General features: G+C 63.8%; 22 protein-coding genes. 11 read left to right on the top strand and 11 right to left on the bottom strand.

All coding sequences use genetic code 11. The annotated features are described in order from the left end of the window. Positions 1-282: 282 nt before the first annotated feature. From AC0L3J_RS31375 to AC0L3J_RS31385, 3 genes are read left to right on the top strand one after another with little or no spacing between them, the layout of a single operon-like run. Positions 283-735 (top strand): (2Fe-2S)-binding protein, encoded by a 453-nt coding sequence (locus AC0L3J_RS31375; protein WP_007601363.1) that lies wholly within the window; start codon positions 283-285, stop codon positions 733-735. Position 736: 1 nt separating this feature from the next. Further along, complete coding sequence (locus tag AC0L3J_RS31380; protein WP_473349601.1) at positions 737-3,049, top strand: xanthine dehydrogenase family protein molybdopterin-binding subunit; 2,313 nt, start codon at positions 737-739, stop codon at positions 3,047-3,049. Between the two features lie 57 nt (positions 3,050-3,106). Then, the gene (locus tag AC0L3J_RS31385; RefSeq protein ID WP_027566531.1) at positions 3,107-3,367 is read left to right on the top strand and encodes a hypothetical protein; all 261 of its coding nucleotides are present in this window, start codon (positions 3,107-3,109) and stop codon (positions 3,365-3,367) included. 306 nt (positions 3,368-3,673) lie between these two features. Here AC0L3J_RS31385 and AC0L3J_RS31390 read toward each other — a convergent pair whose 3' ends face one another. From AC0L3J_RS31390 to AC0L3J_RS31410, 5 genes are all read right to left on the bottom strand, one after another. After that, entirely contained in the window at positions 3,674-5,413 is a 1,740-nt protein-coding gene (locus tag AC0L3J_RS31390; RefSeq protein ID WP_473349602.1) for a methanol/ethanol family PQQ-dependent dehydrogenase, read from the bottom strand. Between the two features lie 114 nt (positions 5,414-5,527). Beyond that, positions 5,528-6,181, bottom strand: a complete 654-nt coding sequence (locus AC0L3J_RS31395; RefSeq protein WP_473349603.1) for a QcrA and Rieske domain-containing protein — start codon at positions 6,179-6,181, stop codon at positions 5,528-5,530. A gap of 265 nt (positions 6,182-6,446) precedes the next feature. Continuing rightward, a complete protein-coding gene (locus AC0L3J_RS31400; RefSeq protein WP_473349604.1) occupies positions 6,447-6,911 on the bottom strand; it encodes a group III truncated hemoglobin in 465 nt (154 codons plus the stop codon). A 137-nt stretch (positions 6,912-7,048) separates the two neighbouring features. After that, positions 7,049-7,960: a 3-hydroxybutyryl-CoA dehydrogenase gene (locus AC0L3J_RS31405; protein WP_473349605.1), complete on the bottom strand. Its 912-nt coding sequence runs from the start codon at positions 7,958-7,960 to the stop codon at positions 7,049-7,051. A 197-nt stretch (positions 7,961-8,157) separates the two neighbouring features. Then, positions 8,158-9,636, bottom strand: coding sequence for an FAD-binding oxidoreductase (locus tag AC0L3J_RS31410; protein ID WP_473349606.1), 1,479 nt, complete (start codon positions 9,634-9,636; stop codon positions 8,158-8,160). 223 nt (positions 9,637-9,859) lie between these two features. Between AC0L3J_RS31410 and hisC the strand changes: the two genes are divergently transcribed. The 3 genes from hisC (at position 9,860) to AC0L3J_RS31425 (ending at position 13,044) form a co-directional block, all read left to right on the top strand. Next, positions 9,860-10,912: a histidinol-phosphate transaminase gene (gene hisC / locus AC0L3J_RS31415; protein ID WP_473349607.1), complete on the top strand. Its 1,053-nt coding sequence runs from the start codon at positions 9,860-9,862 to the stop codon at positions 10,910-10,912. Positions 10,913-11,063: 151 nt separating this feature from the next. Further along, positions 11,064-12,119, top strand: coding sequence for a phosphate ABC transporter substrate-binding protein PstS (gene pstS, locus AC0L3J_RS31420; protein ID WP_473294770.1), 1,056 nt, complete (start codon positions 11,064-11,066; stop codon positions 12,117-12,119). 226 nt (positions 12,120-12,345) lie between these two features. Continuing rightward, positions 12,346-13,044 (top strand): ABC transporter permease, encoded by a 699-nt coding sequence (locus AC0L3J_RS31425; RefSeq protein WP_473294795.1) that lies wholly within the window; start codon positions 12,346-12,348, stop codon positions 13,042-13,044. On the opposite strand, the gene AC0L3J_RS31430 is transcribed toward AC0L3J_RS31425, so the two are convergent. After that, on the bottom strand, positions 13,018-13,827 hold the full coding sequence (locus tag AC0L3J_RS31430; protein ID WP_473349608.1) for an ABC transporter substrate-binding protein: 810 nt from the start codon (positions 13,825-13,827) through the stop codon (positions 13,018-13,020). The genes AC0L3J_RS31425 and AC0L3J_RS31430 overlap by 27 nt on opposite strands. A 168-nt stretch (positions 13,828-13,995) precedes the next feature. Between AC0L3J_RS31430 and AC0L3J_RS31435 the strand changes: the two genes are divergently transcribed. The 3 genes from AC0L3J_RS31435 to AC0L3J_RS31445 all read left to right on the top strand — a co-directional run bounded on the left by AC0L3J_RS31435 (position 13,996) and on the right by AC0L3J_RS31445 (position 15,863). Beyond that, a complete protein-coding gene (locus AC0L3J_RS31435; RefSeq protein WP_473349609.1) occupies positions 13,996-14,268 on the top strand; it encodes a hypothetical protein in 273 nt (90 codons plus the stop codon). 296 nt (positions 14,269-14,564) lie between these two features. Next, a complete protein-coding gene (locus AC0L3J_RS31440) occupies positions 14,565-15,527 on the top strand; it encodes a hypothetical protein (protein WP_473349610.1) in 963 nt (320 codons plus the stop codon). Positions 15,528-15,590: 63 nt separating this feature from the next. After that, entirely contained in the window at positions 15,591-15,863 is a 273-nt protein-coding gene (locus AC0L3J_RS31445; RefSeq protein WP_473349611.1) for a TonB-dependent receptor plug domain-containing protein, read from the top strand. A 10-nt stretch (positions 15,864-15,873) separates the two neighbouring features. On the opposite strand, the gene AC0L3J_RS31450 is transcribed toward AC0L3J_RS31445, so the two are convergent. After that, on the bottom strand, positions 15,874-17,190 hold the full coding sequence (locus AC0L3J_RS31450; RefSeq protein WP_473349612.1) for an alpha/beta hydrolase: 1,317 nt from the start codon (positions 17,188-17,190) through the stop codon (positions 15,874-15,876). A gap of 278 nt (positions 17,191-17,468) precedes the next feature. On the opposite strand from AC0L3J_RS31450, the gene blaBJP reads away from it, so the two are divergent. Further along, positions 17,469-18,353, top strand: coding sequence for a BJP family subclass B3 metallo-beta-lactamase (gene blaBJP, locus AC0L3J_RS31455; protein ID WP_473349613.1), 885 nt, complete (start codon positions 17,469-17,471; stop codon positions 18,351-18,353). 319 nt (positions 18,354-18,672) lie between these two features. After that, the gene (locus AC0L3J_RS31460) at positions 18,673-20,682 is read left to right on the top strand and encodes a putative bifunctional diguanylate cyclase/phosphodiesterase (protein ID WP_473349614.1); all 2,010 of its coding nucleotides are present in this window, start codon (positions 18,673-18,675) and stop codon (positions 20,680-20,682) included. Between the two features lie 2 nt (positions 20,683-20,684). Here the strand turns inward: AC0L3J_RS31460 and AC0L3J_RS31465 are convergent, their stop codons facing one another. From AC0L3J_RS31465 to AC0L3J_RS31480, 4 genes are read right to left on the bottom strand one after another with little or no spacing between them, the layout of a single operon-like run. After that, positions 20,685-21,404, bottom strand: a complete 720-nt coding sequence (locus tag AC0L3J_RS31465) for an ABC transporter ATP-binding protein (RefSeq protein ID WP_473349615.1) — start codon at positions 21,402-21,404, stop codon at positions 20,685-20,687. Further along, complete coding sequence (locus AC0L3J_RS31470) at positions 21,397-22,152, bottom strand: ABC transporter ATP-binding protein (protein WP_473349616.1); 756 nt, start codon at positions 22,150-22,152, stop codon at positions 21,397-21,399. Before AC0L3J_RS31470 ends, AC0L3J_RS31465 begins: the two co-directional genes overlap by 8 nt. Beyond that, the gene (locus tag AC0L3J_RS31475) at positions 22,149-23,147 is read right to left on the bottom strand and encodes a branched-chain amino acid ABC transporter permease (RefSeq protein WP_473349617.1); all 999 of its coding nucleotides are present in this window, start codon (positions 23,145-23,147) and stop codon (positions 22,149-22,151) included. The genes AC0L3J_RS31470 and AC0L3J_RS31475 overlap by 4 nt, the downstream gene beginning before the upstream one ends. Further along, entirely contained in the window at positions 23,144-24,019 is an 876-nt protein-coding gene (locus AC0L3J_RS31480; protein ID WP_473349618.1) for a branched-chain amino acid ABC transporter permease, read from the bottom strand. Before AC0L3J_RS31480 ends, AC0L3J_RS31475 begins: the two co-directional genes overlap by 4 nt. Between the last annotated feature and the right edge of the window lie 7 nt (positions 24,020-24,026).

Raw genomic sequence — 24,026 nt, forward strand, 5'->3', positions numbered from 1 at the left:
ATCTTTCCCATCGAGAACAGCTGACGAGAGAACACTTGGCTGTGAATGCTACCGAAGCGATCCTTGCTAGATCGCGACGTGACGATGCCGCGCGAATTCAATAATCAAGAACACGACGGGAGGTATCGAACACATCCGGACATGACATTGGCATTCCTGAGTCCTGCCGGGATCTGCCCGCGCGGGATGACCGCTGGAATGCGACGCCGCGCAGCGGACATTGCACCGACCGGCATCTGGAAAATCTGAAATCAACAAGCTTATGAAGAGCGAGGGACGATCATGATCAAGGTGAAGATCAATGGCCAGGAACAGAGCTGGGACGGCGACCCGGATCTCCCGCTACTCTGGTTTCTGCGCGACGAGGCCGGGCTCACCGGCACCAAGTTCGGCTGTGGCCAGGCCCTGTGCGGCGCCTGCACTGTCATCGTCGACAAGGAAGCCGTGCGCGCCTGCATCACGTCGATCAACGACGTCGCCGGCCGCGAGATCACGACGATCGAGGGACTGCATCCGAACGGCGATCACCCGGTGCAGAAGGCCTGGCGGCAGGTCAACGTTCCCCAATGCGGCTTCTGCCAAGCAGGCCAGATCATGCAGGCGGCCGCGCTGCTAATGGACAATCCAAAGCCGTCGCACGACCAGATCCGCGAAGCGATGTCCGGCAACATCTGCCGCTGCGGCTGCTACCAGCGCATCGAGAATGCGGTCCATCTCGCATCGACGGGAGTGTGACATGAATTTCATCGACAATCCCAGGAAGCTTCGTGGCTTCGAGAAGAACATCAGGGTCGAGAAGGTTTCGCGCCGCAGCATCCTGAAGGGGCTCGGCATCACCGGCGGCTTCGTGCTCGCGGCGCCCGTGATGTCGCGCCAGGCGTTCGCCTACGAGACCGGCGCCGGCAAGATGCCACACGGCGTCGTGGTCGATCCGCGCGTGTTCGTCGCGGTCGCACCTGACGGCACCGTTACCATCCTCGCCCACCGCGCCGAGATGGGCACGGGCGTGCGCACCAGCCTGCCGCTGATCGTGGCCGAGGAGATGGAAGCCGACTGGTCGCGGGTCAAGGTGGAACAGGCCCATGGCGACGAGGTCAAATTCGGCAACCAGGACACCGACGGCTCGCGCAGCACGCGGCATTATTTGATGCCGATGCGCCAGATCGGTGCCTCCGCCCGCACCATGCTCGAGCAGGCCGCAGCGAAACGCTGGGGCGTGCCGGCAACCGAGGTCAAGGCCGTCAATCATGAGGTCGTCCACAGCGCGACGAGCCGCAAGCTCGGCTTCGGCGAGCTCGCGGCCGACGCCGCCAAGGAATCGGTGCCGAGCATCGAAGGGCTCAAGCTGAAGGACCCCAAGGACTTCCGCTATCTTGGCAAGGGCCAGATCGGCATCGTCGATCTTCACGACATCACCACCGGCAAGGCGCGTTACGGCGCCGACGTACGCCTGCCTGGCATGAAGTATGCCGTGATCGCGCGCCCGCCGGTGACCGGCGGCAAGCTGGTCAAGTTCGATCCGGACGCGGCGTTGAAGGTCCCCGGCGTCGAGAAGGTGATGCAGGTGCGCGGATGGCCGTGGCCGTCGAAATTCCAGCCGCTCGGCGGTGTTGCCGTGATCGCGCGCAACACCGGCGCGGCGATCAAGGGCCGCGACGCGCTGAAGCTGACGTGGGACGACGGCGCCAACGGCAAATACGATTCCGTCGCCTACCGCAAGGAGCTCGAGGAGGCCTCGCGCAAGCCGGGCCTGGTCGTGCGCCAGGAAGGCGACGCCGAGGCTGCTCTGAAGGGCGCCGACAAGATCGTTATCGGCGAATATTATCTGCCGCACCTCGCCCATGTCAGCATGGAGCCGCCGGTGGCGGTCGCCGACGTCAAGGGTGACAAAGCGGAGATCTGGGCGCCGGTGCAAAGCCCGGGTGGCACGCGCGAGGACGTCGCGAAGACGCTCGGCATTCCCGAGGGCAATGTCACGGTCAACGTCACGCTGCTCGGCGGCGGTTTCGGCCGCAAGTCGAAATGCGACTTCGCGCTCGAGGCCGCGCTGCTGTCGAAGGAGCTCGGCGTGCCTGTGAAGGTGCAGTGGACGCGCGAGGACGACGTCCGCCACGACTTCCTGCACACGGTCTCCGTGGAACGGATCGAGGCGGGGCTCGACAAGAGCGGCAAGGTGATCGCCTGGCGCCATCGCAGCGTGGCCCCGACCATCGCCTCGACATTCGCCGCGGGTGCCAAGAACCAGGCGCCCTTCGAGCTCGGCATGGGCCTCGTCGACATGCCGTTCGAGATCGCCAATATCTCCTGCGAGAACCCGGAGGCCGCGGCGTTCACCCGCATCGGCTGGTTCCGCTCGGTCTCGAACATCCCGCGCGCCTTCGCGGTGCAGTCGATGGTGGGCGAGATCGCCCATGCGACCGGCCGCGACCAGAAGGAGACGCTGCTCGCGCTGATCGGCAGCCCGCGTATCGTCAAGCCTGCTGTGAAGGACATGTGGAACTACGGCGAGCCCTTGGACAGCTATCCGATCGACACCGCGCGCCTGCGCAAGGTGGTCGAGCTGGTGGCCGAGAAGGGCGAATGGGGACGTCAGGTACCGAAGGGCCATGGCCTCGGCATCGCCGTGCACCGCAGCTTCGTCAGCTATATCGCGACCATCGTCGAGGTGGCCGTCGACGACAAGGGCAAGCTCACGGTGCCGCGGGTGGACACCGCTATCGACTGCGGCACCTATGTCAACCCCGAGCGCATCGCCTCGCAGATCGAGGGCGCGGCGATCATGGGGCTCAGTCTCGCCAAATACGGCGAGATCACCTTCAAGGATGGCAAGGTGCAGCAGAAGAACTTCGACGACTTCCAGGTCCTCAGGATCGACGAATCCCCTGCGGTGACCAACGTCTACATCGTGCCGCCAGGATCCGACACGCCGCCGAGCGGCGTCGGCGAGCCCGGCGTCCCGCCATTCGCGCCGGCGCTGATGAACGCCATCTTCGCCGCGACCGGAAAGCGCATCCGCAGCCTGCCGCTCGGCAAGCAATTGGAAGCGTAAAGGCGGGAACACAAGGCGGCCTCGCGCCGTTTGCATCGATCTGACAGGAGCAGATCGATGACCCATATCTCAAAGGCGCTCGCAGTCTCGTTGCTGTCGAGCGCCTTTCTTTTGACGGCCACTGGCGCATACGCCCAGAGCAACACCACGCCGCCGACAACGGCGACGCGCCCCAGCACGCCGGACCAGAACTCTGTGCCCAACGCCAACGCCACGCCGCCCTCGACCACCCAGACCACCGGACAGCACAATCCAGATCCCAAGGTTCGCGAGATGAACCAGAAGGAGAAGGACAAGGTCGAGCGCGAGGGGAAGTAGCGATCTGCACATCGGCGTTTTGACGTCGTGATTATCGGCTTTACTTCGTCGCCGAAGCGCATCGATGTGCCCTCCCCCCTTGCGGGAGAGGGCCGCGACGCCGGTTGCCACGATCACGCTGGGTGAGGGGTATGCCTGCGCGAATCTCGCATATTGAGATGCGCGGATGGAACCCCTCATCCGGCGCTTCGCGCCACCTTCTTCCGCAAGGGGAGAAGGGAAGACGCCGACGCAAAATGCGGCGGACGCTGCCGTCCGCCGCATTTGCCCCCTGACACTCCGCTTCTTTCGATCCGCCAGCGGAGCTTACTTCTTCAGCGCGAACACCCAGATCACGCCGCCTTGCGGCACGTTGGCTTCGATGCCGATATTGTTGGTCACGAGTGCATCCTGGATGCGCTGTGCATCCACGCCCCATCCCGACTGGATCGCGATGTATTGCGTGCCGTCGATCTCATAGGACACCGGCATGCCCATGATGCCGGAGTTGGTCTTCTGCTCCCACAGCAGCTCGCCGGATTTCGCGTTGAAGGCGCGGAAGTTACGGTCGTTGGTGCCGCCCACGAAGACGAGATCGCCCGCGGTCGCCGTCACCGAGCCGAACAGCTGCGACTTGGGGAAGTTGTGTTGCCACATCTTCTTGCCCGTGACGGGATCCCAGGCCTGGAGCTCGCCGAAATGATCCGCCCCGGGCTTCGTCTTCAGCCCGATGTCCTCCGGCTTGGTGCCGAGCCAGAGCTCGCCGGGCTTGAGCGGAACCTTCTCGCCGGTGAACCCGCCGCAGAAATTCTCGTTGGCGGGCACGTAGACGAGGCCGGTCTTCTGGCTGTAGGCCGCCGACGGCCAATCCTTGCCGCCCCACAGCGACGGACAGAACTCCACGCGCTTGCCGACCATCGGCTTGTGCGCGGGATCGACGATCGGCCTGCCGCTCTCGGCGTCGATGCCTTTCCAGACGTCGGTGGAGACGAACGGCCAGCCGGCAACGTAGTTGATCTTGGTCGGCGTGCGCTCGAGTATCCAGAAGATCGCATCGCGTCCCGGATGGACCAGGCTCTTGATGTTGCGGCCGTCGCGTTGCAGGTCGATCAACATCGGCGCTTCGACCTCGTCCCAGTCCCAGGAATCGTTCTGGTGATACTGGTGATAGGTCTTGATCTTGCCGGTGTTCGGATCGAGCGCGAGCACTGAGGAAGTATAGAGATTGTCGCCCGGATGCATCTCGCCGGGCCACGGCGCGGCGTTGCCGACGCCCCAATAGATCGTCTTGGTGTCCTTGTCGTAATTGCCGGTCATCCAGGCCGAGCCACCGCCGTTCTTCCAGTCCTCGCCCTGCCAGGTGTCGTGGCCGGGTTCGCCTTCGCCCGGAATAGTATAAGTCCGCCACAGCTCCTTGCCGTCCTTGGCATCATAGGCGGCGACATAGCCGCGCACGCCGAACTCGCCGCCGGAGCCGCCGACGATGACCTTGCCGTCGACGATCAACGGCATAAGGGTCATGTACTGGCCCTTCTTGTAGTCCTGCACCTTGGTGTCCCAGACAACCTTGCCGGTCTTGGCGTCGAGCGCGACGACATGGTCGTCGGTGGTGGCGAGATAGAGCTTGTCCTCCCAGAGTCCGACGCCGCGGCTGGTCGGATGCAACTGAAACAGATCGTCGGGGAGCTGCCGCTTGTAGCGCCAATATTCGTCGCCGGTCTTGGCGTTCAGCGCAATCACCTGCCCCATCGGGGTCGCCACGAACATCACGCCGTTGTTGACGATCGGCGGCGCCTCGTGACCTTCGACCACGCCAGTCGCGAAGGTCCAGACCGGCGTCAAGTTCTTCACATTCGAGGTGTTGATCTGGTCGAGCGGGCTGTAGCCCTGCCCGTCATAGGTCCGCCGGTAGAGCATCCAGTTGGCGGGCTCCGGGTTTTCCAACCGCTGCGCGGTGACCGGCGCGTAGTTCTCGACCGGGCCTGATACGGCGGCGGTCGAGGCAAGAGTCGATGCAAGACACGTGAAGGCGACGAAGCCGGACAGTAACCACTGCTTCCTGGTCATGGCGTTCCCCTTTTTCAACCGTTTGAATTCTTGTTTTGAATTCTTGTCGTTCGTCCCGTCGTCCGCTCCTGGCGGATGCGGTCTCTCATCACGCGGGCACAACCCGCACGCCCATCATCCCGGCTGCGCGCCACCTACCTTTCCGATGAAGTTTCCGGCGACGCTGAGCGAGCCGTCAGCCAGCGCCAGCGGCAGCGCAGCGAGCCGTCGCGGCGCCGGCCCGAACACGACCTGCGCGGCCGCGCGAGGATCGTATTCGGAGTTGTGGCACATGCATTTGAGCACTTCCTTGTCGCCGACATCGCTCTTCACCCAGGCCGTGACAGGACAGCCGGCATGCGAGCAGATTGCCGAATAGGCGAGGATGCCGTCGACAGCGCGCGCTTTCGTCTGCTCGTCGAGCTCGGCGGGGTCGAGGCGGATGATCAGAATCTCGTTGAGGCGCGAGGCGCTGCGCACGACCGATGTCTTTGGATCTTTCGGCCAGGCATGCACCGGCGGTCCGCCGGCCGACAGATCGGCCGCGGTGACGGGCTTTCCCTCCTGATCGCCTTCGGAGAATACGAGCAGATCGCCCTTCTGAGGCCGCTCGTCGGAGCCCGGCGCATCCTCGCCCGCGTGCACCTGCGTGGAACAGGCGAGGCACGCCGTCGTGGCCAGCGCGCTCATCAACAGCGCTCGCCGGGTTTGTTCCGTGCAGGCGTCAGCTTCGGATTCCGCTGTGTTGTCGGAGGATGAAGAGGATGTGTTGAACGATGCACTCGACATGTCCACAAGCAGGCGCTGGAACTCTGCCGAAAAAAAGGCAAAGATTTTTTCCCGCAGTGCATCACACGGTTATGCTCGCACTGATTGAACGCGAACACGCGCATTTACGCGCATTTTTCTAATTGCAACGTCACGCTACGCGACCGGCATGATGATTTTGCAGATCAGGTCAATGCTATCGGTATTGGTGCAATGCGCCGACGCTCGGCGCGATCGTAGCGCCATGAGTGCGGCTTGCGCATTTCTCCGGCAGGCATTCTGTATTCTAGGAGCGGAGCACGTGACGCGGCGACGCGATACGGCCGGCCAAGGTTGCCGACGCCATCTCAAAGCTGTCGGCGATGCGGCGCGCCCTGTCGATGAATAGCGCGGCGGCCGGCGGCGGGCAGACCTCGCGCGCAGTCTGTTCGAACAAATCGAGCCAGCGATCGAAATGATGGCCAGCCAGGCTCAGCGGCATATGCGCCCGCATCGGCGAGCCGTGATAGCGGCCGCTCATCAGCACGACCGACGACCAGAAATCCCGGAGCTTGGCCAGATGCTCGTCCCAATTCTGCACGATCGCGAACACCGGTCCCAGCAGCGCATCCTCACGGACGCGGCCATAGAAACGGGTGACGAGTTCCCCGATCATCTCTTCGGTGATCCCGGTGCGCTCGATCGCATCCTGGGTCAGCAAGTTCCGCCGCGCGGCCGCAGCCTCGCGCTCGGCTTTCAGTCGATCCGACATGTCCCTTGTTATCCGTTCCGTTGTTCCCGCAGGCCGCCCGTTCGGCATTGTCGGGCCGATCGCGCGCGGCGTCTTTGTCGCAGCGCAAATCGCGGGGTTCGGCGACGAGCACTCGACGCCCGCCGCCCGCGCCATCGTCAGGCGCTGTAGGTGTAAAAACCCTGCCCCGTCTTGCGGCCGAGATGGCCGGCGTCGACCATTTCCTTGAGCAAGGGGGCTGGACGGTATTTGGGGTCGTTGAAGCCTTTGTAAAAGACCTCCATCACCGACAACATGGTGTCGAGCCCGACGAGATCGGCGAGCGCCAACGGTCCGATCGGATGGTTGCAGCCGAGCTTCATGCCGGCATCGATCTCTTCCGCCGTCGCGATCCCCTCCTGCAGCGCGAAGATCGCCTCGTTGATCATCGGGCAAAGGATGCGGTTGACGGCAAAGCCCGGGCTGTTCTTGGCCGTGATCGCTACCTTGCCGACGCGCTTGGCGAAATCGAGCGCCTTGGCGTGGGTGTCGTCCGAGGTCTGCAAGCCGCGGATGAGCTCCAGCAGCGCCATGACCGGAACCGGGTTGAAGAAGTGCATGCCGATGAAGCGGTCGGGGCGGTCGGTCGCTGCGGCGAGCTTCGTGATCGAGATCGACGAGGTGTTGGTGGCGAGCAGTGTGCGCGGCGACAGCGTCGCACAGAGATCCTTCAGGATCTTGACCTTGAGTTCCTCGTTCTCGGTCGCGGCCTCGATGACGAGATCGCAATCGACGAGCTTGGCGCGGTCGGTGGTGCCGGTGATGCGCTTGAGCGTGGCGTCGCGATCGCCCGCCGACATCTTCTCCTTCTTGACCAGGCGCTCGAGACTGCCGCCAACCATCGAAATCCCGCGGTTCACTGCCGCATCGGAAATATCGACCATCACGACCGAAAGCCCGGCCGCGGCACAAATCTGTGCGATGCCGTTCCCCATGGTGCCTGCCCCGATGATGCCAACGGTTTGGATCATTGCCTCAAATCCTTCATCCTTGCGGACGTGCCATACCGGCCCGCCCCTTTGTTCCTGCATCAGGGTCTAGCACCGCCCCCGGGCGGGTGCGACCTGATCCTCTCCCTTCCTTAAAGCATCCAAGGCGGGAATAAAGCCGCCTTTCGGCCGCCAAACGGCGTGATTTGGTGCCCCGGCGTGTTTGGCCCGGCCTATCTGCGCATCCCGTCCCCGGAGGGCGCGAGGGCGCGGGGAGCACCGGGCTCGAGGCGTACGGCTTAACCGAGACGAAGCACCTTGCCCGGATTCATGATGTTCTTCGGATCGAGCGCTCGCTTGATCGTGCGCATGATGTCGAGCTCGGTTCGGGAGCGGTAGTGCTGGAGCTCGTCGAGCTTTTCGATCCCGATGCCATGTTCCGCCGAGATCGAGCCGCCCATGGAGGTGACGAGGTCGTTGACGGCCCGTGTGATCGCCGCGGAGTACTGGTTGAGCGTATCGCGGTCCATGCCCTTCGGGCCCATGAAGGAGAAGTGCACGTTGCCGTCTCCGATGTGGCCGAGCGGATAGGGGCGGATCGCCGGCAGGATGGCGAGCACGGCCGCGAGACCGCTGTCGATAAACTCGGGAATCCTGGAGACCGCAACCGACACGTCGTAGCTCAAGCCCGGACCCTCGGTGCGCGATGCCTCGGCCACGCTCTCGCGGATCCGCCACATGTTGCGCGACTGCGCTTCGGTTTGCGCGATCACACCATCAAGCACCCGGCCCGCCTCAAGTTGGTCAGCCAGGAACAGCTCCATCCTCTCCGACATGCCCGTGCCACCGTCCTGCCGTGCCCGGGCCGACGACCATTCGAGAAGGAGATACCATTCGGTCTCGGCCTTGAGAGGATCCTGGGTGCCGGGAATGTGGCGCAGCACCATGTCGGTGCACGCACGGCTGATGAGCTCACAGGAGCCGACATTGTCATCGGAAGCGGCATGCGCCTCCGACAGAAGGTCGATGGCCGCCTTGGGATCGCGGATTGCGAGCCATGCCGTGCACACGTCTTTCGGCGCCGGCCAGAGTTTCAGCACCGCCTTGGTGATGATGCCGAGCGTCCCTTCGGCGCCCATGAACAGATGCTTGAGGTCATAGCCGGTGTTGTCTTTCTTGAGTGCGCGCAGGCCGTCCCAGACATCGCCATTGGCCAGCACGACTTCGAGACCCAACACCAGATTTCGCGCATTGCCATAACGCAGCACCTGCACGCCGCCGGCATTGGTGGACAGATTGCCTCCGATCATGCAGGAGCCCTGAGCACCCAGGCTGAGCGGAAAGAGGCGATCGTGGCGCGCGGCTGTGTTCTGGAGCGTCTCGAGGATGCAGCCTGCCTCCACGGTCATGGCGTAGCCGACGGGATCGATATTCAGCACCTGGTTCATGCGACCGAGCGACAGCACGATACCGCGGTGCATGGGCCACGGCGTGGCGCCACCCATCAACCCGGTGTTGCCACCTTGCGGAACGATGGCAATGCCGTTGTCGTAGCAGAGCTTGACGACAGCGGAGACTTCCGCGGTGCTGGCCGGACGCACGACCGCCGCGGCCTGCCCCCCGAGTTCGCCGCGCCAGTCGGTCACGAAGGGGCGCTTGTCGTGCTCGTCCAGGATCAGACTTTTGTCGCCGACGATGGCCCGCAAGCGGTCGAGAACGGCTGAGGTCACGGGCGCGGTCGGAATCGAGGGAGCGGTGGGAAGGGCTGCACCCGGCATGTGTTCCTCGCTTTTCGGCCGTTCAGCGCCCTGGGGCGCACCGGCCTTCATTCTTGTTTTCATTCTGGGCAGTGGTGCGACGACCCTAGCATAGGGGTCGCGCTTGCGGGAACGCCCCCGGCAGTAAGTCTCGTGCGGATTTGCCTGGAATGCTGAATGCAGGCGCACTTCCGCCGGGGTCCCGCATACCCTACTGTGCCGCGATCAATTCGGATTGGAGCTCATGAGCCGTTTCTGGAGTCCGGTCGTCCACACGCTTTCGCCCTACGTCCCCGGCGAGCAGCCCAAGCAGGACGGCATCGTCAAGCTCAATACCAACGAGAATCCCTACCCGCCCTCGCCGCGTGTGCTGGCGGCGATCGCATCGGCCGCGGAGCGGCTGCGCCTTTATCCCGATCCGCGCGCAACGCACCTGCGCGAGGCGATCGCGGCCCATTGCGACGTGACGCCCGAGCAAGTGTTCGTCGGTAACGGCTCCGACGAGGTTCTGGCCCACACCTTCCAGGCCCTTCTGAAGCACGAACCACCGCTTCTATTCCCCGATGTCACCTACAGCTTCTACCCCGTCTATTGCGGCCTCTATGGAATAACGCATGACGAGGTACCGCTCGATGCTGCGATGAGGATCGATATCTCCGACTACAGGCGGCCATCGAGTGCCATCCTGCTCTGCAATCCGAACGCTCCGACCGGAATTGCCCTTCAGCGCGACGCAATCGCATCGCTGCTGGCCGAACAGCCGGACCGGCTGGTGGTGGTGGACGAGGCTTATGTCGATTTCGGCGCCGAGAGCGCCGTGCCGCTGGTTGCACGCCACGACAATCTGCTGGTCATCCAGACCTTCTCGAAGTCGCGCTCACTCGCTGGCCTACGGGTTGGTTTTGCCATCGGCCAACGACCCTTGATCGAAGCGCTGGAACGGGTGAAGGACAGCTTCAACTCCTATCCCGTCGATTGCCTTGCGATCGCCGGCGCCGTCGCCGCGATCGAGGACGAGGGCTGGTTCAGAGACACCCGTGCTCGTATCATCGCAAGCCGGGAAATCTTGGCCCGCGATCTTGGACAACTTGGCTTCGAGGTGTTGCCGTCGCTCGCCAACTTCGTCTTCGCGTGCCATCGAGGCCGGAGCGGAGCAGATCTCGCGGCAGCGCTTCGCCAGCGTGGCGTTCTGGTCCGTCATTTCGGAAAGCCGCGCATCGAGGACTTCCTGCGCGTCACGGTCGGAACGGAGGCGGAGTGTGCCCGGCTCGTTGAAGTGCTGCGCAGCTTGATCTGAGCTGACGCACGCATCGCGGTTCGTGCCGCCAAAGGCGCTGCGTGCGGCCGCTCGTCGTCTGTTGCTCGTGACGCGCCTCACACAAGCATTCACGGCAGTTTTGTGACATAGACCACATCTGTTTCGTGCCCGAGCTGTTAGCGTCGTGCATATGAAGAAACACATCGCACTCCCCGTGATCCTCACCGCTCTGCTCGTCGCCACGCAAAGCCTGGCGGCTGAGATCAGAGGTGCCGGCTCAACCTTCGTTTCGCCTGTGATGGCGAAATGGATCGATGCGTATAAAATGAAGACCGGTAACATCGTCAGCTACCAGGCGGTCGGTTCGAGCATCGGCGTCGGCCTGATCAAGAAAGAGTCCGTCGATTTCGGCGCAAGCGATATGCCGATGGACCCCAAGGAATTGGACAAGCTCGGCATGATGCAATTTCCGATCGTGATCGGAGGGGTCGTGCCTGTCGTCAATATCGACGGAGTCAAGCCCGGCCAGATCCGCTTCACCGGCCAGATGCTCGCCGATATCTATCTCGGCAGGCTCAAATCCTGGAACGACCCGGCCATTCGCGCGGTCAACCCCGACATCAGGTTACCGAACGCGCCGATCACGGTGGTTCATCGCACCGACGGATCGGGCACGACGTTCAACTGGTCGAACTACCTGTCCAAGGTCAACCCGCAGTGGAAGGCGAGCGTCGGAGAAGGGACCTCCGTCGAGTGGCCGCTTGGCCTCGGCGGCAAGGGCAATGATGGCGTCGCCTCGCTCGTCAGCCTCGTCCCCGGCGCGATCGGCTATCTCGAATACAGCTACGCACTGCAGCGGCTCGACCGGATCTCCTTCGGTCGAGTGCAGAATAGCGCCGGCAATTTCGTCATTCCCGACGCCGCATCGTTCCAGGCGGCGGCCGCGAGTGCGGACTGGAAGGCGGACAAGGATTTCCATCTCGTCCTCACCAATGCGCCCGGCGAAGACGCCTACCCGATCACGGCCACGACTTTCGTGCTGATGCCGAAGGCGCCCAAATCCGTTGACAGGTCGGCGGCCGCCATCGATTTCGTCCGCTGGTCGCTGGAGAACGGAAAGCCGCAGGCCGAGACGCTCAACTACGTTCCGCTGCCGCCCGCCTTGGTCGAGCAGATCGAGAATTATTGGCAGCAGAGCATTGAGGCATCCCCCACGCTCTCGGCATCGGCCAGCGTCAAGCGGTAATATCAAAGGGAAGCTGCTGCCAGGCAGCCCGCGACTTTGATGTCCGGTCGAATTCGGTTTCCAAACCGGTCCACGCGAGTATTCTGTGACTGGCCTGCTGCCTGGAAACTTTTGCTGCGGCGGCCGGGCCACTGGATACTTGCAGGGAATCAGACGTGACGCAGCTCCGCAGTCCCGGAATTGACGGACCCCAGCCATGGCGGCTGGCGCCGAAGCTCAGGCACGGATGAACGACTTCGCGCGATCCGTCGGCGCCGCATTCACGCTGATCGGCGAGGCCGACGCAGAGCTTCTGGGCATCGTCGGGCTTTCGGTGCGCGTCAGCCTGACCGCCAGCATCCTCGCGCTTCTAATCGGGGCGCCGTTCGGGGCGCTGCTTGCTATCACCCGGTTCCGCGGACGGCAGGTCATCATCGTCCTCACCAATGCCTTGCTTGGCCTTCCGCCGGTCGTGGTCGGGCTCGCGCTCTATCTTCTGCTGTCGCGCTCCGGCCCGCTCGGGGTCGCCGGCCTGTTGTTCACGCCGGCGGCCATGGTGGTCGCGCAGACGCTGCTCGCCACACCGATCGTGGTCGCACTGGTGCACCGGCCGGCGAGCCTGCTGTGGGCGGAGTATGGCGACCTGGCGCGGATCGACGGGCTGTCAACGCTACGCAGCATCGGCTTGCTGTTCGCGCTGGGCCGGACCTCACTGCTGACCGCCTTTCTCGCAGCCTTCGGCCGCGCGATTGCGGAGGTTGGCGCCATCCTCATCGTCGGCGGCAACATCCGCGGCTTCACGCGTACGATGACGACAGCGATCGCGCTGGAGACCAGTAAGGGCGATCTGCCGTTGGCGCTCGGGCTCGGGTTGATCCTGCTCGCACTCAGCGTCGCAGTGTCGACCGTCGCGTTCCTGCTAGTGGGACGCGTTGGGGAAAAATAGCTGCTCGCCCCCGACCTTGTAGCCGGCGATGGCCTCCTGCCCTTTCGAAGAGATCAGCCAGTCGATGAAGGCTTGCCCGTCCCGCGCCTTCACGTTCGCATGCTTGGCCGGATTGACCAGCATGACGCCGTACTGGTTGAACAGCCGCTTGTCGCCTTCGGTCAGGACGGCGAGCTCGCCGCGGTTCTTGAATGACAACCAGGTGCCGCGGTCCGACAGCAGATAGGCGTTCGACGACGACGCCATGTTGAGTGCCGGGCCCATGCCCTGGCCGATCTCGCGATACCAGCCGTCCTTGGCGACACCGAGCTCGATGCCTGCCTCCTTCCACAGCCGCAGTTCGGCCGCGTGCGTGCCGGATTTGTCGCCGCGCGAGATGAACGGCGCCTTCGCGGCCGCGATCTTGCGCAGCGCCTCGGCCACGTCCTTGCCGCCGGCGATCTTCGCGGGATCGCTCTTCGGCCCGACAATGACGAAGTCGTTGTACATCACGTCGAAGCGCTTCACGCCCTCCCCTTCAGACATGAACTTGTCTTCGGCGGGCCTGTCATGGACGAACACGACGTCTGCATCGCCGCGCCGCCCGATGTCGAGCGCCTGGCCCGTGCCGACGGCAACGACCTTCACGTCGATGCCCGCGGCCTTCGAGAACAGCGGCAGCAAGTAACCGAACAGCCCCGACTGTTCCGTCGACGTCGTCGAGGCCACGGTGATGGCGCGCTCCTGCGCGACTGCGATGGTGGACCAGAGCAGAACCGCTGCGAGAGTCAGTATCCTTTTCATGCCTCGTCCTTACACCAGATGCCCGATGTTCCAAACTCTCGATAGAGCTGTACAGGGAACCTCGACAAGCGCCGCAACGCGTTTGTCATGATCCCTCGCGGCGCTCCCCTGTGAGGAACGTCCGCTCCGCGCGCAAGTTGTACTGAAATCAACCCAGGAGGAAACCAGATGAAGAAGCTCATTTTGGCATCCGCGTGCATCATGGCGCTGGCGACCGGCGGCGCCTTGGCGCAGACACAGCCCGCCCCAGGCGCATCCGGCCAAGGCGATGTCGGGCCCTCGTCCCGGGGCCCCGCGACCAAGGGCATGACGACCGGCACGTCATCGAACATGCAGAACGAGGCCGCCGACAGCAAGGGCAAGCAGGCTCCGAGCGCCGGTGGCAGTAACACCAATAACATGGGCAGCCAGGCCGGCGGCGGCGCGGGCTCCGGGAAGTAGGCCTGCATCGATCGGAAATCTGGAGAGGGGGCGATCGTCCCCTCTCCCCAGATGTCTTCATGCCGTCAAACGCTTGTCGACGTCATGCGCAAAGGTCTTGGTGTCGCACAAAGCGTATTGGCGAGGCTGCACCTTGATTGCAGTCACACCGGCGAAATCGCCGCTTCGCGCCCTGAAAGAGTGGATGTTCTGCAATTGGTCCCACCTACATTGACATCAGTGTGACAGCCGGGGATTTTTACATTGCTGGCGAATCAGCGATTGCCTCACGCCGAGTACCTCTTGGACAACTCCCAGTGCTTTCGAGACTGATATCGTTGCTGCGCCGCATCCCCGCGGTGAAATGGGCGTTCAACCGGCTCCGGCCCGCGCCGCACGGCGGCAGCATCGACGTCGCGCCTGATGCCGCGGACGCCTCGCCCGGCCTCGTTGCCGACATTTTAGAAGCCGCTCCGGCTCTGGACACCAGCATCAGCGCGGACACGTCAAACTGCGACGTTGCGGCCGCGGCTTCAGCCACCGAAGACGAGACCGCCAGACCCGTCATCGCGGAGAGCCCGTCGGAAGCGCCAGCCGATGTTAGCGGCAGCGACGATTCATCCCGGGGGACGGCGGCGGAAGTCGAGCCGGTCGTCGTGGAGGAAGCTTCGGTCGCGACCATCGATGTCGAGCGTGAGACGGTCGACGTCCCCGAACTCATCATCAACAGCGATCCATCTCCCGAACTCGCGGCCGACGTTGAGCCCGTTGTCGCGGAGAAGGCCTCGTCTGTCGAGGTCGTGCCGGTTGATGCCCCCGCTCTCGCCATCAACGACGAGCATTCCTCCGCCGTCGACGTGGATACTTGCTCAACTCTCGACGAGACGCGTGTCGCGCTTGCCTCCAGCGCGGCGGAAGTCGTCGCCAGCACGCCGAAGATTCGTGCAAGGATCGCAGAACCCGCCGACCGCGCCGCGCTGATCCGGCAGCGCTGGGCGGAGACCGGGAGCAGGATGTGGAATCCGCGCCTCCACGGCGCCGGTGATGCCACGCTGAACATCCAGGGAAGCGTCGGGCTGCTGCCGCCCGCGCCTGGCGAGACGATGCCGCGCTACGACAAGCTGGAATTCAGGATGCTCGGCGGACAAATCGTCTGCGAGGGCGTGATCGTCGAAGCACCCGCGCATGCGAGCCAGCGCAGTTTTACGCGGCTCGCGGAGCCGGGGAAACCGGATCGGATCCGCGAACCAATGCGGGAACGCCAGGCCGCTCTCGCCTGACCCCTTATTTCCTGCGACGACCAGCCCATATGATAGGCTAACGCCCTGAATTTGGGAGATCGCATGCCCGCAAAATCATTGCGACTGGTTGTGATTGCCGCCCTCTGCTTCTCGCAGACATCGTTTGCAGAGGCCGGCAAGCTGCCGCGCCATGCGCCCGCGACCGATCAGGCGTCACCCTACAAAGCCGACCGCCTCTCCTCTTCGCGCGGAGAGACGATCCTCAACACGCCCGGCCAGACCACCGTGCTGACGCGAGAGATCCTCGACGACAAGAACGCAATGAGCCTCAAAGATGCCATGCGCTCGACCGCCGGCGTGACGATCGGACGCTAGGCCACTTCGCTCAGGGGATCGGGTAGCCCTTCCAGACCCACTCCAGCGCCGACGGCAGCGTCTGCGCGATCGTGGGCCGGTCGACGTGCTTGGCGTTGCGTACGAACAGAAACTGATAGTGGTAGCCCTTCTCCGCCAGCACCTTGGCCATCAGTGCGTTGGAGAGGGTCCAGTCGTGCATGCCGTCGGGAATCGTGGGGTTCGGATAGAACAGGTCCTGGTCGCCGCCGAAGAACCAGAAGCGGATCGGCTTGGTCGGCGCAGCAACGATCAGCGGCACGCCGGGCGGCTCGGCCGGCGTGAGCACGCCCGCCTTGGAGATGAGATTGGGTGTGGCCGGCCCCGGCCATGCGCTGTGATATTCCCAGGCGCCACCGCGCAGCGACGGGTCATGCGGCCATTGCTGGTTGACCATGGTCGGCGAGAACGCCAGCACGCGGTGATAGAGATCGGGATAGAACCATGCCATGGTGAAGGCTGCCACGCCGCTCGAACTCAGCCCCATGGTCGCACGCCCATCGGGATTTTTGGTCAGCCTGACCTCGGCGTTCTTTTCGACCAGCGGCAGCACTTCACGCTCGACGAATTGCGCGTAGGCGCCTGACACCGCGTCATATTCGCGGCCGCGCTGACTGCCCTGCGCGTCCTGCCCGCCATTGCCGATCTGGATCGCGATCATCGGCGGCACGCGGCGCTGCGCGATCAGATTGTCGAGCGTGACGGCGAGATCCTTGTAGGCGTTGGAGCCGCCGTCGCCGACCACGATGAACGGCGCCTCGCTGCCGCGGACATATTGCGCCGGCACATAGACGTCGATGGTGCGCGACCAGACGCCGGGATGGCTGGTGGTGACGATCATGTGCGACTTGTCGTCCGGCGTCGTGACGGTCGTCATGATCGAGGAATTGGTGCAACCGGCAAGATCGTCGCGGATCAGGCCGGGATTGTAGATGGTGCTCTCCTTCGACGACAGCGTGAAAGATTTTGTCGCCCCGCGCGGCACGCCCTCCTTCGCGACCGTCTCCGGCGCAGGATTGTGGGTGGGACCGATGATGAAATTGCCCTCGGCACCCGCTGGCGGCAGTGTTCCGTCAGGGAGCTCAGTGGCGCGTGGATAATTGGGATTGGCGGGATCGCGCGTCGGAGGCGCCGTCTTGAAGTCGAGACCCGTCGTATCGATGAAGAACGGGGCCGCCTTGTCGGTGCTGTTGGCCCCAGGCGGCACCACCATGTTCTGGGTGACGCAGGCCGGCTGCGAGAAGGCAATCGAAGTGAAGGAGACGAAGGAAATCAGCGTCCCCGCAAGGACGGACAACGAATTGGTCATTTCAGCTCCCGATGCCGACGAGTCTTTCTGGCTCGCCTTGGGGCGAAGTATGGCGAGCCGACTGCGCGCGGTCAAATCCCGCCCGGCCGCGTTACCGCAATGGCCGCCATGCTCAAAACGGGCAGACACGGTTATTCCGCGCATGCCACGAAGTTTTTCAGACATGTGGCCGTTGCTGCCGCACCTCGCACGAAGTAGCTTGCCGGCCGGCCGCGCGAAGGCCGCGCTCGATCAAGACGACAAGAACAATCTGCAAGAACAATCCCGGGAGACAAACCATGAAGAAGCTCACGGCCGCGCTGTGCGCACTGGCGTTCCTCGCAACCGGCGCGCAGGCGCAGACCGTCAAGGACTTCCTGGCGGTGGTCACCAAGAAATGGACCACGCCGTTCGAGCCGTTCCAGCTCATCGGCAACATCTATTATGTCGGCACCGACGGCATCGCTGTCTACGTCATCAAGACCTCGCAAGGCCTGATCCTGATGGATACCGCACTGCCGCAGTCGACCGGCATGATCAAGGACAACATTGCCAAGCTCGGTCTCAAGGTCTCCGACATCAAGGTCATCCTCAACACGCACGCGCATTTCGACCACACCGGCGGTTTCGCCGAAATCAAGAAGGAGACCGGCGCGCAGCTGATCGCCGGCGAACGCGACAAGCCGCTGCTGGAAGGCGGCTATTATCCTGGCGACGAGAAGAACGAGGACCTCGCCTTCCCCGCAGTGAAGGTCGATCGCGCCGTGAAGGAAGGCGACAAGATCACGCTCGGCGACACCACGCTGACGGCTCACGCCACCCCCGGCCATTCGCCTGGCTGCACGAGTTGGGAGATGACCGTCAAGGACGGCAATCAGGACCGCGAGGTGCTGTTCTTCTGTAGCGGCACGGTGGCGTTGAACCGGCTGGTCGGCCAGCCGACCCACGCCGGAATCGTCGACGACTACCGTGCGACCTACGCCAAAGTGAAGGCGATGAAGATCGACGTGCTGCTCGGGCCGCATCCGGAGGTCTATGGCATGCAGGCCAAGCGCGCCGAAATGAAGGACGGCGCACCGAACCCGTTCGTCAAGCCGGGTGAGCTCGCAGCCTACGCCACAACCCTGTCGGAAGATTTCGACAAGCAGCTCGCCAAGCAAACCGCCGCGCTCGAGAAGAAATAGCGATCGCCTCGGGCTATCTTCACCTCTCCTTCTCTCCGGGGGAGAGGTGAAGCCGGCATGCCGGCTCGCACCGCTGTCGGTGCGACAATAGGTTGCGCCGGCGCATATGGTTAGCAGAGCGTACCGCATCTTATGCAGGCTCTTCCAGCCAATCCCCGCACTTCCGCCGCCGGATATCGTTAACGCGGCCTCACCGGTGCGCGGATCGAGAAGGTCTGCGGCGCGTCGAACCTCTCGCGAGGACTCCAATCTAACGCCCCCTTTACCGCCGCCGTGCAAGATCGCCCGCGTTTTGAGGAAATTCGGGGCTGATATTGCAATGCCTGTCACCAATTTGAAGTCACATCTAGCTGCCGTCGCAGAGCTGTTTCGGGTGCCGGCCGACAATCCGGAGCTGATGCGCGCGCAATTCGACGCCTTCTCAAAACAAATCCCGCTGCTCTATTTCATCCTCATCACAAACACGATCGCGGTGGCTTATACCTATGTGCCGCTCGCACCGCCCTCGCTCAGTATGATCGTGCCCGCCCTGTTGATCGCGATCACAGGCTTTCGCACATTCTGGTGGCTGCGCCAGCGCCGTGTCGTGCGCACCGATGCCGACATCCTGCGCAATCTGCGCTTTACCAACTGGATCGCGGCGCCGATCGGCGCAGGCTTCACCGCATGGTCCTTCGCGCTCTATCCCTACGGCGATGCTTTCGCCAAGAGTCAGGTAGCCTTCTACATGGCGGTGACCGTGATCGGCTGCATCTTCTCGCTGATGCATCTGCGCTCGGCGGCGCTGATCGTGACGCTGGTCGTCGACGTGCCCTATGTGGTGTTCTTCTGGGCCACCGGCGAGCCGACGCTGAAGGCGATCGCCGTCAACAATCTGCTCGTGTCGGGGGCGATGGTGACGGTACTGTTCATCTACTATCGTGACTTCGCCGATCTCGTAGCGAGCCGCAAATCGTTGCTGGCGCAGCAGGCGGCCACCCAGGCCCTTTCGGACGAGAACTTCCGCCTCGCCAACCTCGATTCCCTGACCGAACTACCGAACCGCCGCCGCTTCTTCGCCGAGCTGTCGAGCGCGTTCACCGATGCCGAGCGCAGGAACGTTCGCGTCGCGGTCGGGATCATCGACCTCGATGGCTTCAAGCCGATCAACGACAATTACGGCCATTCGGTTGGCGACCGCGTTCTGATCGAGGCGGGCCGGCGCATCCGCGAGGTCTGCGAGGGCTTCGGCCCGCAGCGGGTGGAATTCGCCAGGCTCGGCGGCGACGAGTTCGGTCTCGTCGTGTGCGGCGACCCTGACGATGCGGATCTAATGCGGCTCGGCGAACGCGTTGGTGACCAGGTCAAGCTCCCCTACCAGCTCGACACCGCCCATACCGGGCTGTCCTGCTCGATCGGCTTCGCGTTGTTCCCGCAATCGGCAACGACGGCAGAAGCGCTCTATGAATGCGCCGACTATTCGCTCTATCACGCCAAGCGCCATCTGCGCGGCCGCACCGTGATCTTCTCGAGCGAGCTCGAGGCCGAGATCCGCAGCCGCGGCGTCATCGAGAATTTGCTGCGCACCGCCGATTTCAGCACCGAGATGGACCTGGTGTACCAGCCGATCGTGGACGCCATGAGCGAGCATACCGCCGGCTTCGAGGTCCTGGCGCGCTGGCACAGCTCCCGCCTCGGCCTGGTTTCGCCAGCCGATTTCATTCCGGCCGCCGAGCGCATCGGCCTGATCCGGCCGCTGACGCAGGCGCTCCTGGTACGCGCGCTCGCGACGGCCAGGACCTGGCCCGACCACATCCGCCTGTCGTTCAACTTGTCTGCCCACGACGTCTGCTCGCCCGAGGGCATCCTGCCGCTGATCACGATCGTCGAGAAGAGCGGGCTGCCGCCGCACCGGATCGACTTCGAGATCACCGAGACCGCCGTCACCTTCGATTTCGTACGCGCACAACAGTCGATCGCTGCATTGAAGGCGATGGGCTGCGGCATTTCGCTGGACGATTTCGGCACCGGCTACTCCTCGCTGAGCCACGTGCACTGGCTGCCGCTCGACAAAATCAAGATCGACCGCAGCTTCATCGCCGACGTCAACGACAATCCAGTGAGCCACAAGATCATCAAGTCCCTCACGGGCCTCTGTGACGACATGGAGATCGCCTGCGTCGCCGAGGGCGTCGAGACCCGCGCCCAGCTCGACACCCTGCGCCGGCTGGGATGCGACTTCATCCAGGGCTACTACTTCGCCAAGCCCATGCATGGCAACGCGATCGACGAGTATCTCGCCAAGGAACGCCAGCGCCTCGGCGGCGCCGTATCCAGGGTCGTGGCCTAAAGTCAGACCGCGCAGTAGCGCTCCTGGATGTCCTTGTCCGCCAGCAGCGCCGCGGCGCTGCTTTGATGCACGACTTCACCCTGATCGATGATCACGGCACGGTCAGCGAGCCGCAGCGCCCATTCGACGTTCTGCTCGACCAGGAGCAGCGTCTTGCCCTCGTCGCGCAGGCGACGGAACAGCACGCCCATCTCCTCGACCAGGACAGGCATGATGCCCTCCGACGGCTCGTCGAGCAGAAGCATCTTGGGCTTTGCGATCAAGGCGCGTGCAATCGCCAGCATCTGCTGCTCGCCGCCTGACAGCGTGACACCCTCCTGGTCGAGGCGCTCCTTCAGGCGCGGAAAGGTCTCGGCGATCTCGTCGATCGCGACGCGCTCATCGATCTCGCTTCCTGCCGCGACGAGGCCGAGACGAAGGTTCTCGCGCACGGAGAGACCGGGGACGATGCGGCGCTCCTCGGGGACGTAAGCAAGGCCGAGATGGAAGCGCTGATGGGCGCGCAGCTGCAGAAGCTCCCGACCCGCAAAGCGCACACGACCCGTCGCCTTCGGCATCAGTCCCATCATCGACCGCAGCGTGGTGGTCTTCCCGGCCCCGTTGCGGCCGACAAGGGCAACGACCTCGCCGGGCTGCACATGCAAGGAAATGCCGTGAAGGACGTGGCTCGCGCCATACCAGGCGTGGAGATCCTCAATTTCGAGCAGTGCAGTCTCAGCCATAGCCTTCACTCTGTCCGAGATAGACCCGGCGGACTTCCGGATTGCTCCTGATCTCATCGGGCGCGCCGTCCGCAAGCAGGCGGCCATGATGCAGCACCACGACGCGCTTGGATAGGCCCAGCACCATCTTCATCTTATGTTCGACGAGAAGCACGGTGCGCTTCTCGGCGAGCCGTTCGAGCAGCGCGACCATGTCCTTGGTCTCCTCCGGCCCCATGCCGGCGGTCGGCTCGTCGAGCAGAAGCACTTCCGGCTCCGAGACCAACGCGATCGCGATCTCCCGCGCGCGCTGTTGGCCATGCGACAGGAATTTCGCCAACTCAGCGCGCCTGCCAGATAGCCCGACCGCGTCGAGTGCAGCATCAGCCCGCGCATGGAGTTCCGTAAGTCGAGCGCGGTTACGCCAGATGTCGTAGCTCACGGTCAGCGCCTGCGCCGCCACGCGGACGTTCTCGTGCACCGACAGGTCCGGGAAGATGTTTGTGATCTGATAAGAGCGCGAGATGCCCTGATGCACGAACCGATGCTGCGGAAGGCCGTTCAGCTCGCGTCCTCTGAAATGCAGCTTGCCTGACGTCGGTGTCAGCGCGCCGGAGAGGATGTTGAAGAACGTGCTTTTGCCGGCGCCGTTCGGCCCGATGATCGAGGTGAGCTGTCCGGCCGCAAAAGACACGGTGATGCCTTCGAGCGCGACGAAGCCGCCGAAGTGCTTGCCTATCCCCTCGGCACGAAGCAATTCGCCGCTCATGGCCGGGCCTTTCCGACACCCAATGTGTCGAGCAGCGTGCCCCAGATGCCTTTGGGCAGGAACAGCACGAACAGGACGAAGATCGCGCCGACGAAGAGCTGCCAGTGCGGGGTCCAGACCGAGATGACGTCCTCCAGAATCAGGAACGCCGCTGCGCCAACGAACGGCCCGAAGAAGCTGCGCGCGCCGCCGAGCAGCACCATCATCACGATCATGCCCGAGGTCTGGTAGTGCAGGATGTCGAGCGGCACGATCGACAGATGTAGCGCCAGCATGCAGCCACCGAGCGAGGAGATCGCGCCCGACAGCATGAACACGATCAGCTTGCTGCGCTCGACGTCATAGCCACAGGCCCGCGCCCGCTGCTCGTTCTCGCGGATTGCCTCGATCACGGCCCCAAAGGGCGAGTTCAGGATGCGCGACTGGAACCACATGGCCAATGCGGCGAAGGCCATCAGCACATAATATTTGTTGACGGGGTCGAGGAAATTGACGGGGAAGCCGAACAGGCTGATGCGATCGACGGTAAAGCCGCGCAGGCCATTCTCGCCACCGGTGAAAGACGAGGCCTGGAGCGCGACGTAATAAACGAGCTGAGCCAGCGCGAGCGTCACCATGGAGAAGTAGATGCCGCGGGTGCGCGTTGAGACGATGCCGATCAAGGCCGCAAGGCCGGTACTGAGGAGGACGGCGATCGGCACCGCAGCAAACCAGGGCACGCCGTAACGACCGATCGCAATGCCGGTGAAGTAGGCGCCCGCACCGAAGAACGCGGCCTGGCCGAACGACAACAGCCCGGTGTAGCCGAACAGCAGGTTGTAGCCCATCACAACGACGCCATAGATCAGGACGTTGACGGCCAGCGCCTGAGACGGCAGCAGCCAGGGCAACACAGCCAGCACCGCGATGGAGAGCAACACGCGTTGCTCGAGAAGCCGGCTGAGCCCGTTGGACGACGGTCTGGCGACCGCTTCGCCACTCGATGGTGAGGTCACGCGGTCCTCCCTCTGATGCCAAACAAGCCCTGCGGGCGGATCAGCAGCACCACGGCCATCAGCGCGAACATGACGATGGTCGCCATCTCCGGCGCGAACAGCGCGACCAGGCTGATCGAGATGCCGACCATGAGACCTGCGACGACGGCCCCTACGATCGAGCCGAGGCCGCCAATCACGGTCACCACGAAGGCTTCCGCCAGCACCAGCGATCCCATCTCCGGATTGACGCTGCGCATGGGACCCGCGAGCACGCCGCCGAGCGCGGCCAGCCCGACGCCTAGCCCGAAGATTGCGAGCCAGACCCGGCCGATGTCGACACCGAGCACCTGCATGATGGTGGGATCGCGGGCGCCCGCGCGCACGATCAAGCCGATCCGGGTCTTCTCCAGCGTCAGCCAGAGCACCAGGAGCACCACCGCCACCAGCGCAATGACGAACAGGCGGTAGCGCGGGAAGAAGCCGATGCCGAGATCGAGCACGCCGATCAGCTGCGGCGGGGTCGGAAACGGGATGCCATCGCTGCCGAACACGATCCGCACGCCCTCGACCAGGATGTAGCTGAGGCCGAAAGTGAGGAGCAGCGGATCGTCGATCGAGCGCCCGTAGAGCCTTCGGATCAGGACGAACTCGATCAGCATGCCGAAGGCGCCGATCAGGATGGGCGCCAGCAGCAATCCCCACCAGAAGCTTCCGGTGAGAGACGCCAGAAACAGCCCCGCATAGGCCCCGATCATGAACAGGGCGCCATGAGCGAAATTGACCACCCCGAGCATGCCGAACACGATCGTCAGTCCAAGCGCAGTGATCACCAGGACCGCCCCAAGGGCGATCCCGGAAAGAAGCTGCATGATGATCAGCGACAGGTCCATTGCCCGG

The sequence above is a fragment of the Bradyrhizobium sp. Kon37 genome, from assembly GCF_055807535.1.

Excerpts from the sequence above, each read along its gene's own strand:
- AC0L3J_RS31375 (WP_007601363.1), top strand. The coding sequence starts at position 283 with ATGATCAAGGTGAAGATCAATGGCCAGGAACAGAGCTGGGACGGCGAC.
- AC0L3J_RS31380 (WP_473349601.1), top strand. The coding sequence starts at position 737 with ATGAATTTCATCGACAATCCCAGGAAGCTTCGTGGCTTCGAGAAGAAC.
- AC0L3J_RS31385 (WP_027566531.1), top strand. The coding sequence starts at position 3,107 with ATGACCCATATCTCAAAGGCGCTCGCAGTCTCGTTGCTGTCGAGCGCC.
- AC0L3J_RS31390 (WP_473349602.1), bottom strand. The coding sequence starts at position 5,413 with ATGACCAGGAAGCAGTGGTTACTGTCCGGCTTCGTCGCCTTCACGTGT.
- AC0L3J_RS31395 (WP_473349603.1), bottom strand. The coding sequence starts at position 6,181 with ATGTCGAGTGCATCGTTCAACACATCCTCTTCATCCTCCGACAACACA.
- AC0L3J_RS31400 (WP_473349604.1), bottom strand. The coding sequence starts at position 6,911 with ATGTCGGATCGACTGAAAGCCGAGCGCGAGGCTGCGGCCGCGCGGCGG.
- AC0L3J_RS31405 (WP_473349605.1), bottom strand. The coding sequence starts at position 7,960 with ATGCAGGAACAAAGGGGCGGGCCGGTATGGCACGTCCGCAAGGATGAA.
- AC0L3J_RS31410 (WP_473349606.1), bottom strand. The coding sequence starts at position 9,636 with ATGCCGGGTGCAGCCCTTCCCACCGCTCCCTCGATTCCGACCGCGCCC.
- hisC (WP_473349607.1), top strand. The coding sequence starts at position 9,860 with ATGAGCCGTTTCTGGAGTCCGGTCGTCCACACGCTTTCGCCCTACGTC.
- pstS (WP_473294770.1), top strand. The coding sequence starts at position 11,064 with ATGAAGAAACACATCGCACTCCCCGTGATCCTCACCGCTCTGCTCGTC.
- AC0L3J_RS31425 (WP_473294795.1), top strand. The coding sequence starts at position 12,346 with ATGAACGACTTCGCGCGATCCGTCGGCGCCGCATTCACGCTGATCGGC.
- AC0L3J_RS31430 (WP_473349608.1), bottom strand. The coding sequence starts at position 13,827 with ATGAAAAGGATACTGACTCTCGCAGCGGTTCTGCTCTGGTCCACCATC.
- AC0L3J_RS31435 (WP_473349609.1), top strand. The coding sequence starts at position 13,996 with ATGAAGAAGCTCATTTTGGCATCCGCGTGCATCATGGCGCTGGCGACC.
- AC0L3J_RS31445 (WP_473349611.1), top strand. The coding sequence starts at position 15,591 with ATGCCCGCAAAATCATTGCGACTGGTTGTGATTGCCGCCCTCTGCTTC.
- AC0L3J_RS31450 (WP_473349612.1), bottom strand. The coding sequence starts at position 17,190 with ATGACCAATTCGTTGTCCGTCCTTGCGGGGACGCTGATTTCCTTCGTC.
- blaBJP (WP_473349613.1), top strand. The coding sequence starts at position 17,469 with ATGAAGAAGCTCACGGCCGCGCTGTGCGCACTGGCGTTCCTCGCAACC.
- AC0L3J_RS31460 (WP_473349614.1), top strand. The coding sequence starts at position 18,673 with ATGCCTGTCACCAATTTGAAGTCACATCTAGCTGCCGTCGCAGAGCTG.
- AC0L3J_RS31465 (WP_473349615.1), bottom strand. The coding sequence starts at position 21,404 with ATGGCTGAGACTGCACTGCTCGAAATTGAGGATCTCCACGCCTGGTAT.
- AC0L3J_RS31470 (WP_473349616.1), bottom strand. The coding sequence starts at position 22,152 with ATGAGCGGCGAATTGCTTCGTGCCGAGGGGATAGGCAAGCACTTCGGC.
- AC0L3J_RS31480 (WP_473349618.1), bottom strand. The coding sequence starts at position 24,019 with ATGGACCTGTCGCTGATCATCATGCAGCTTCTTTCCGGGATCGCCCTT.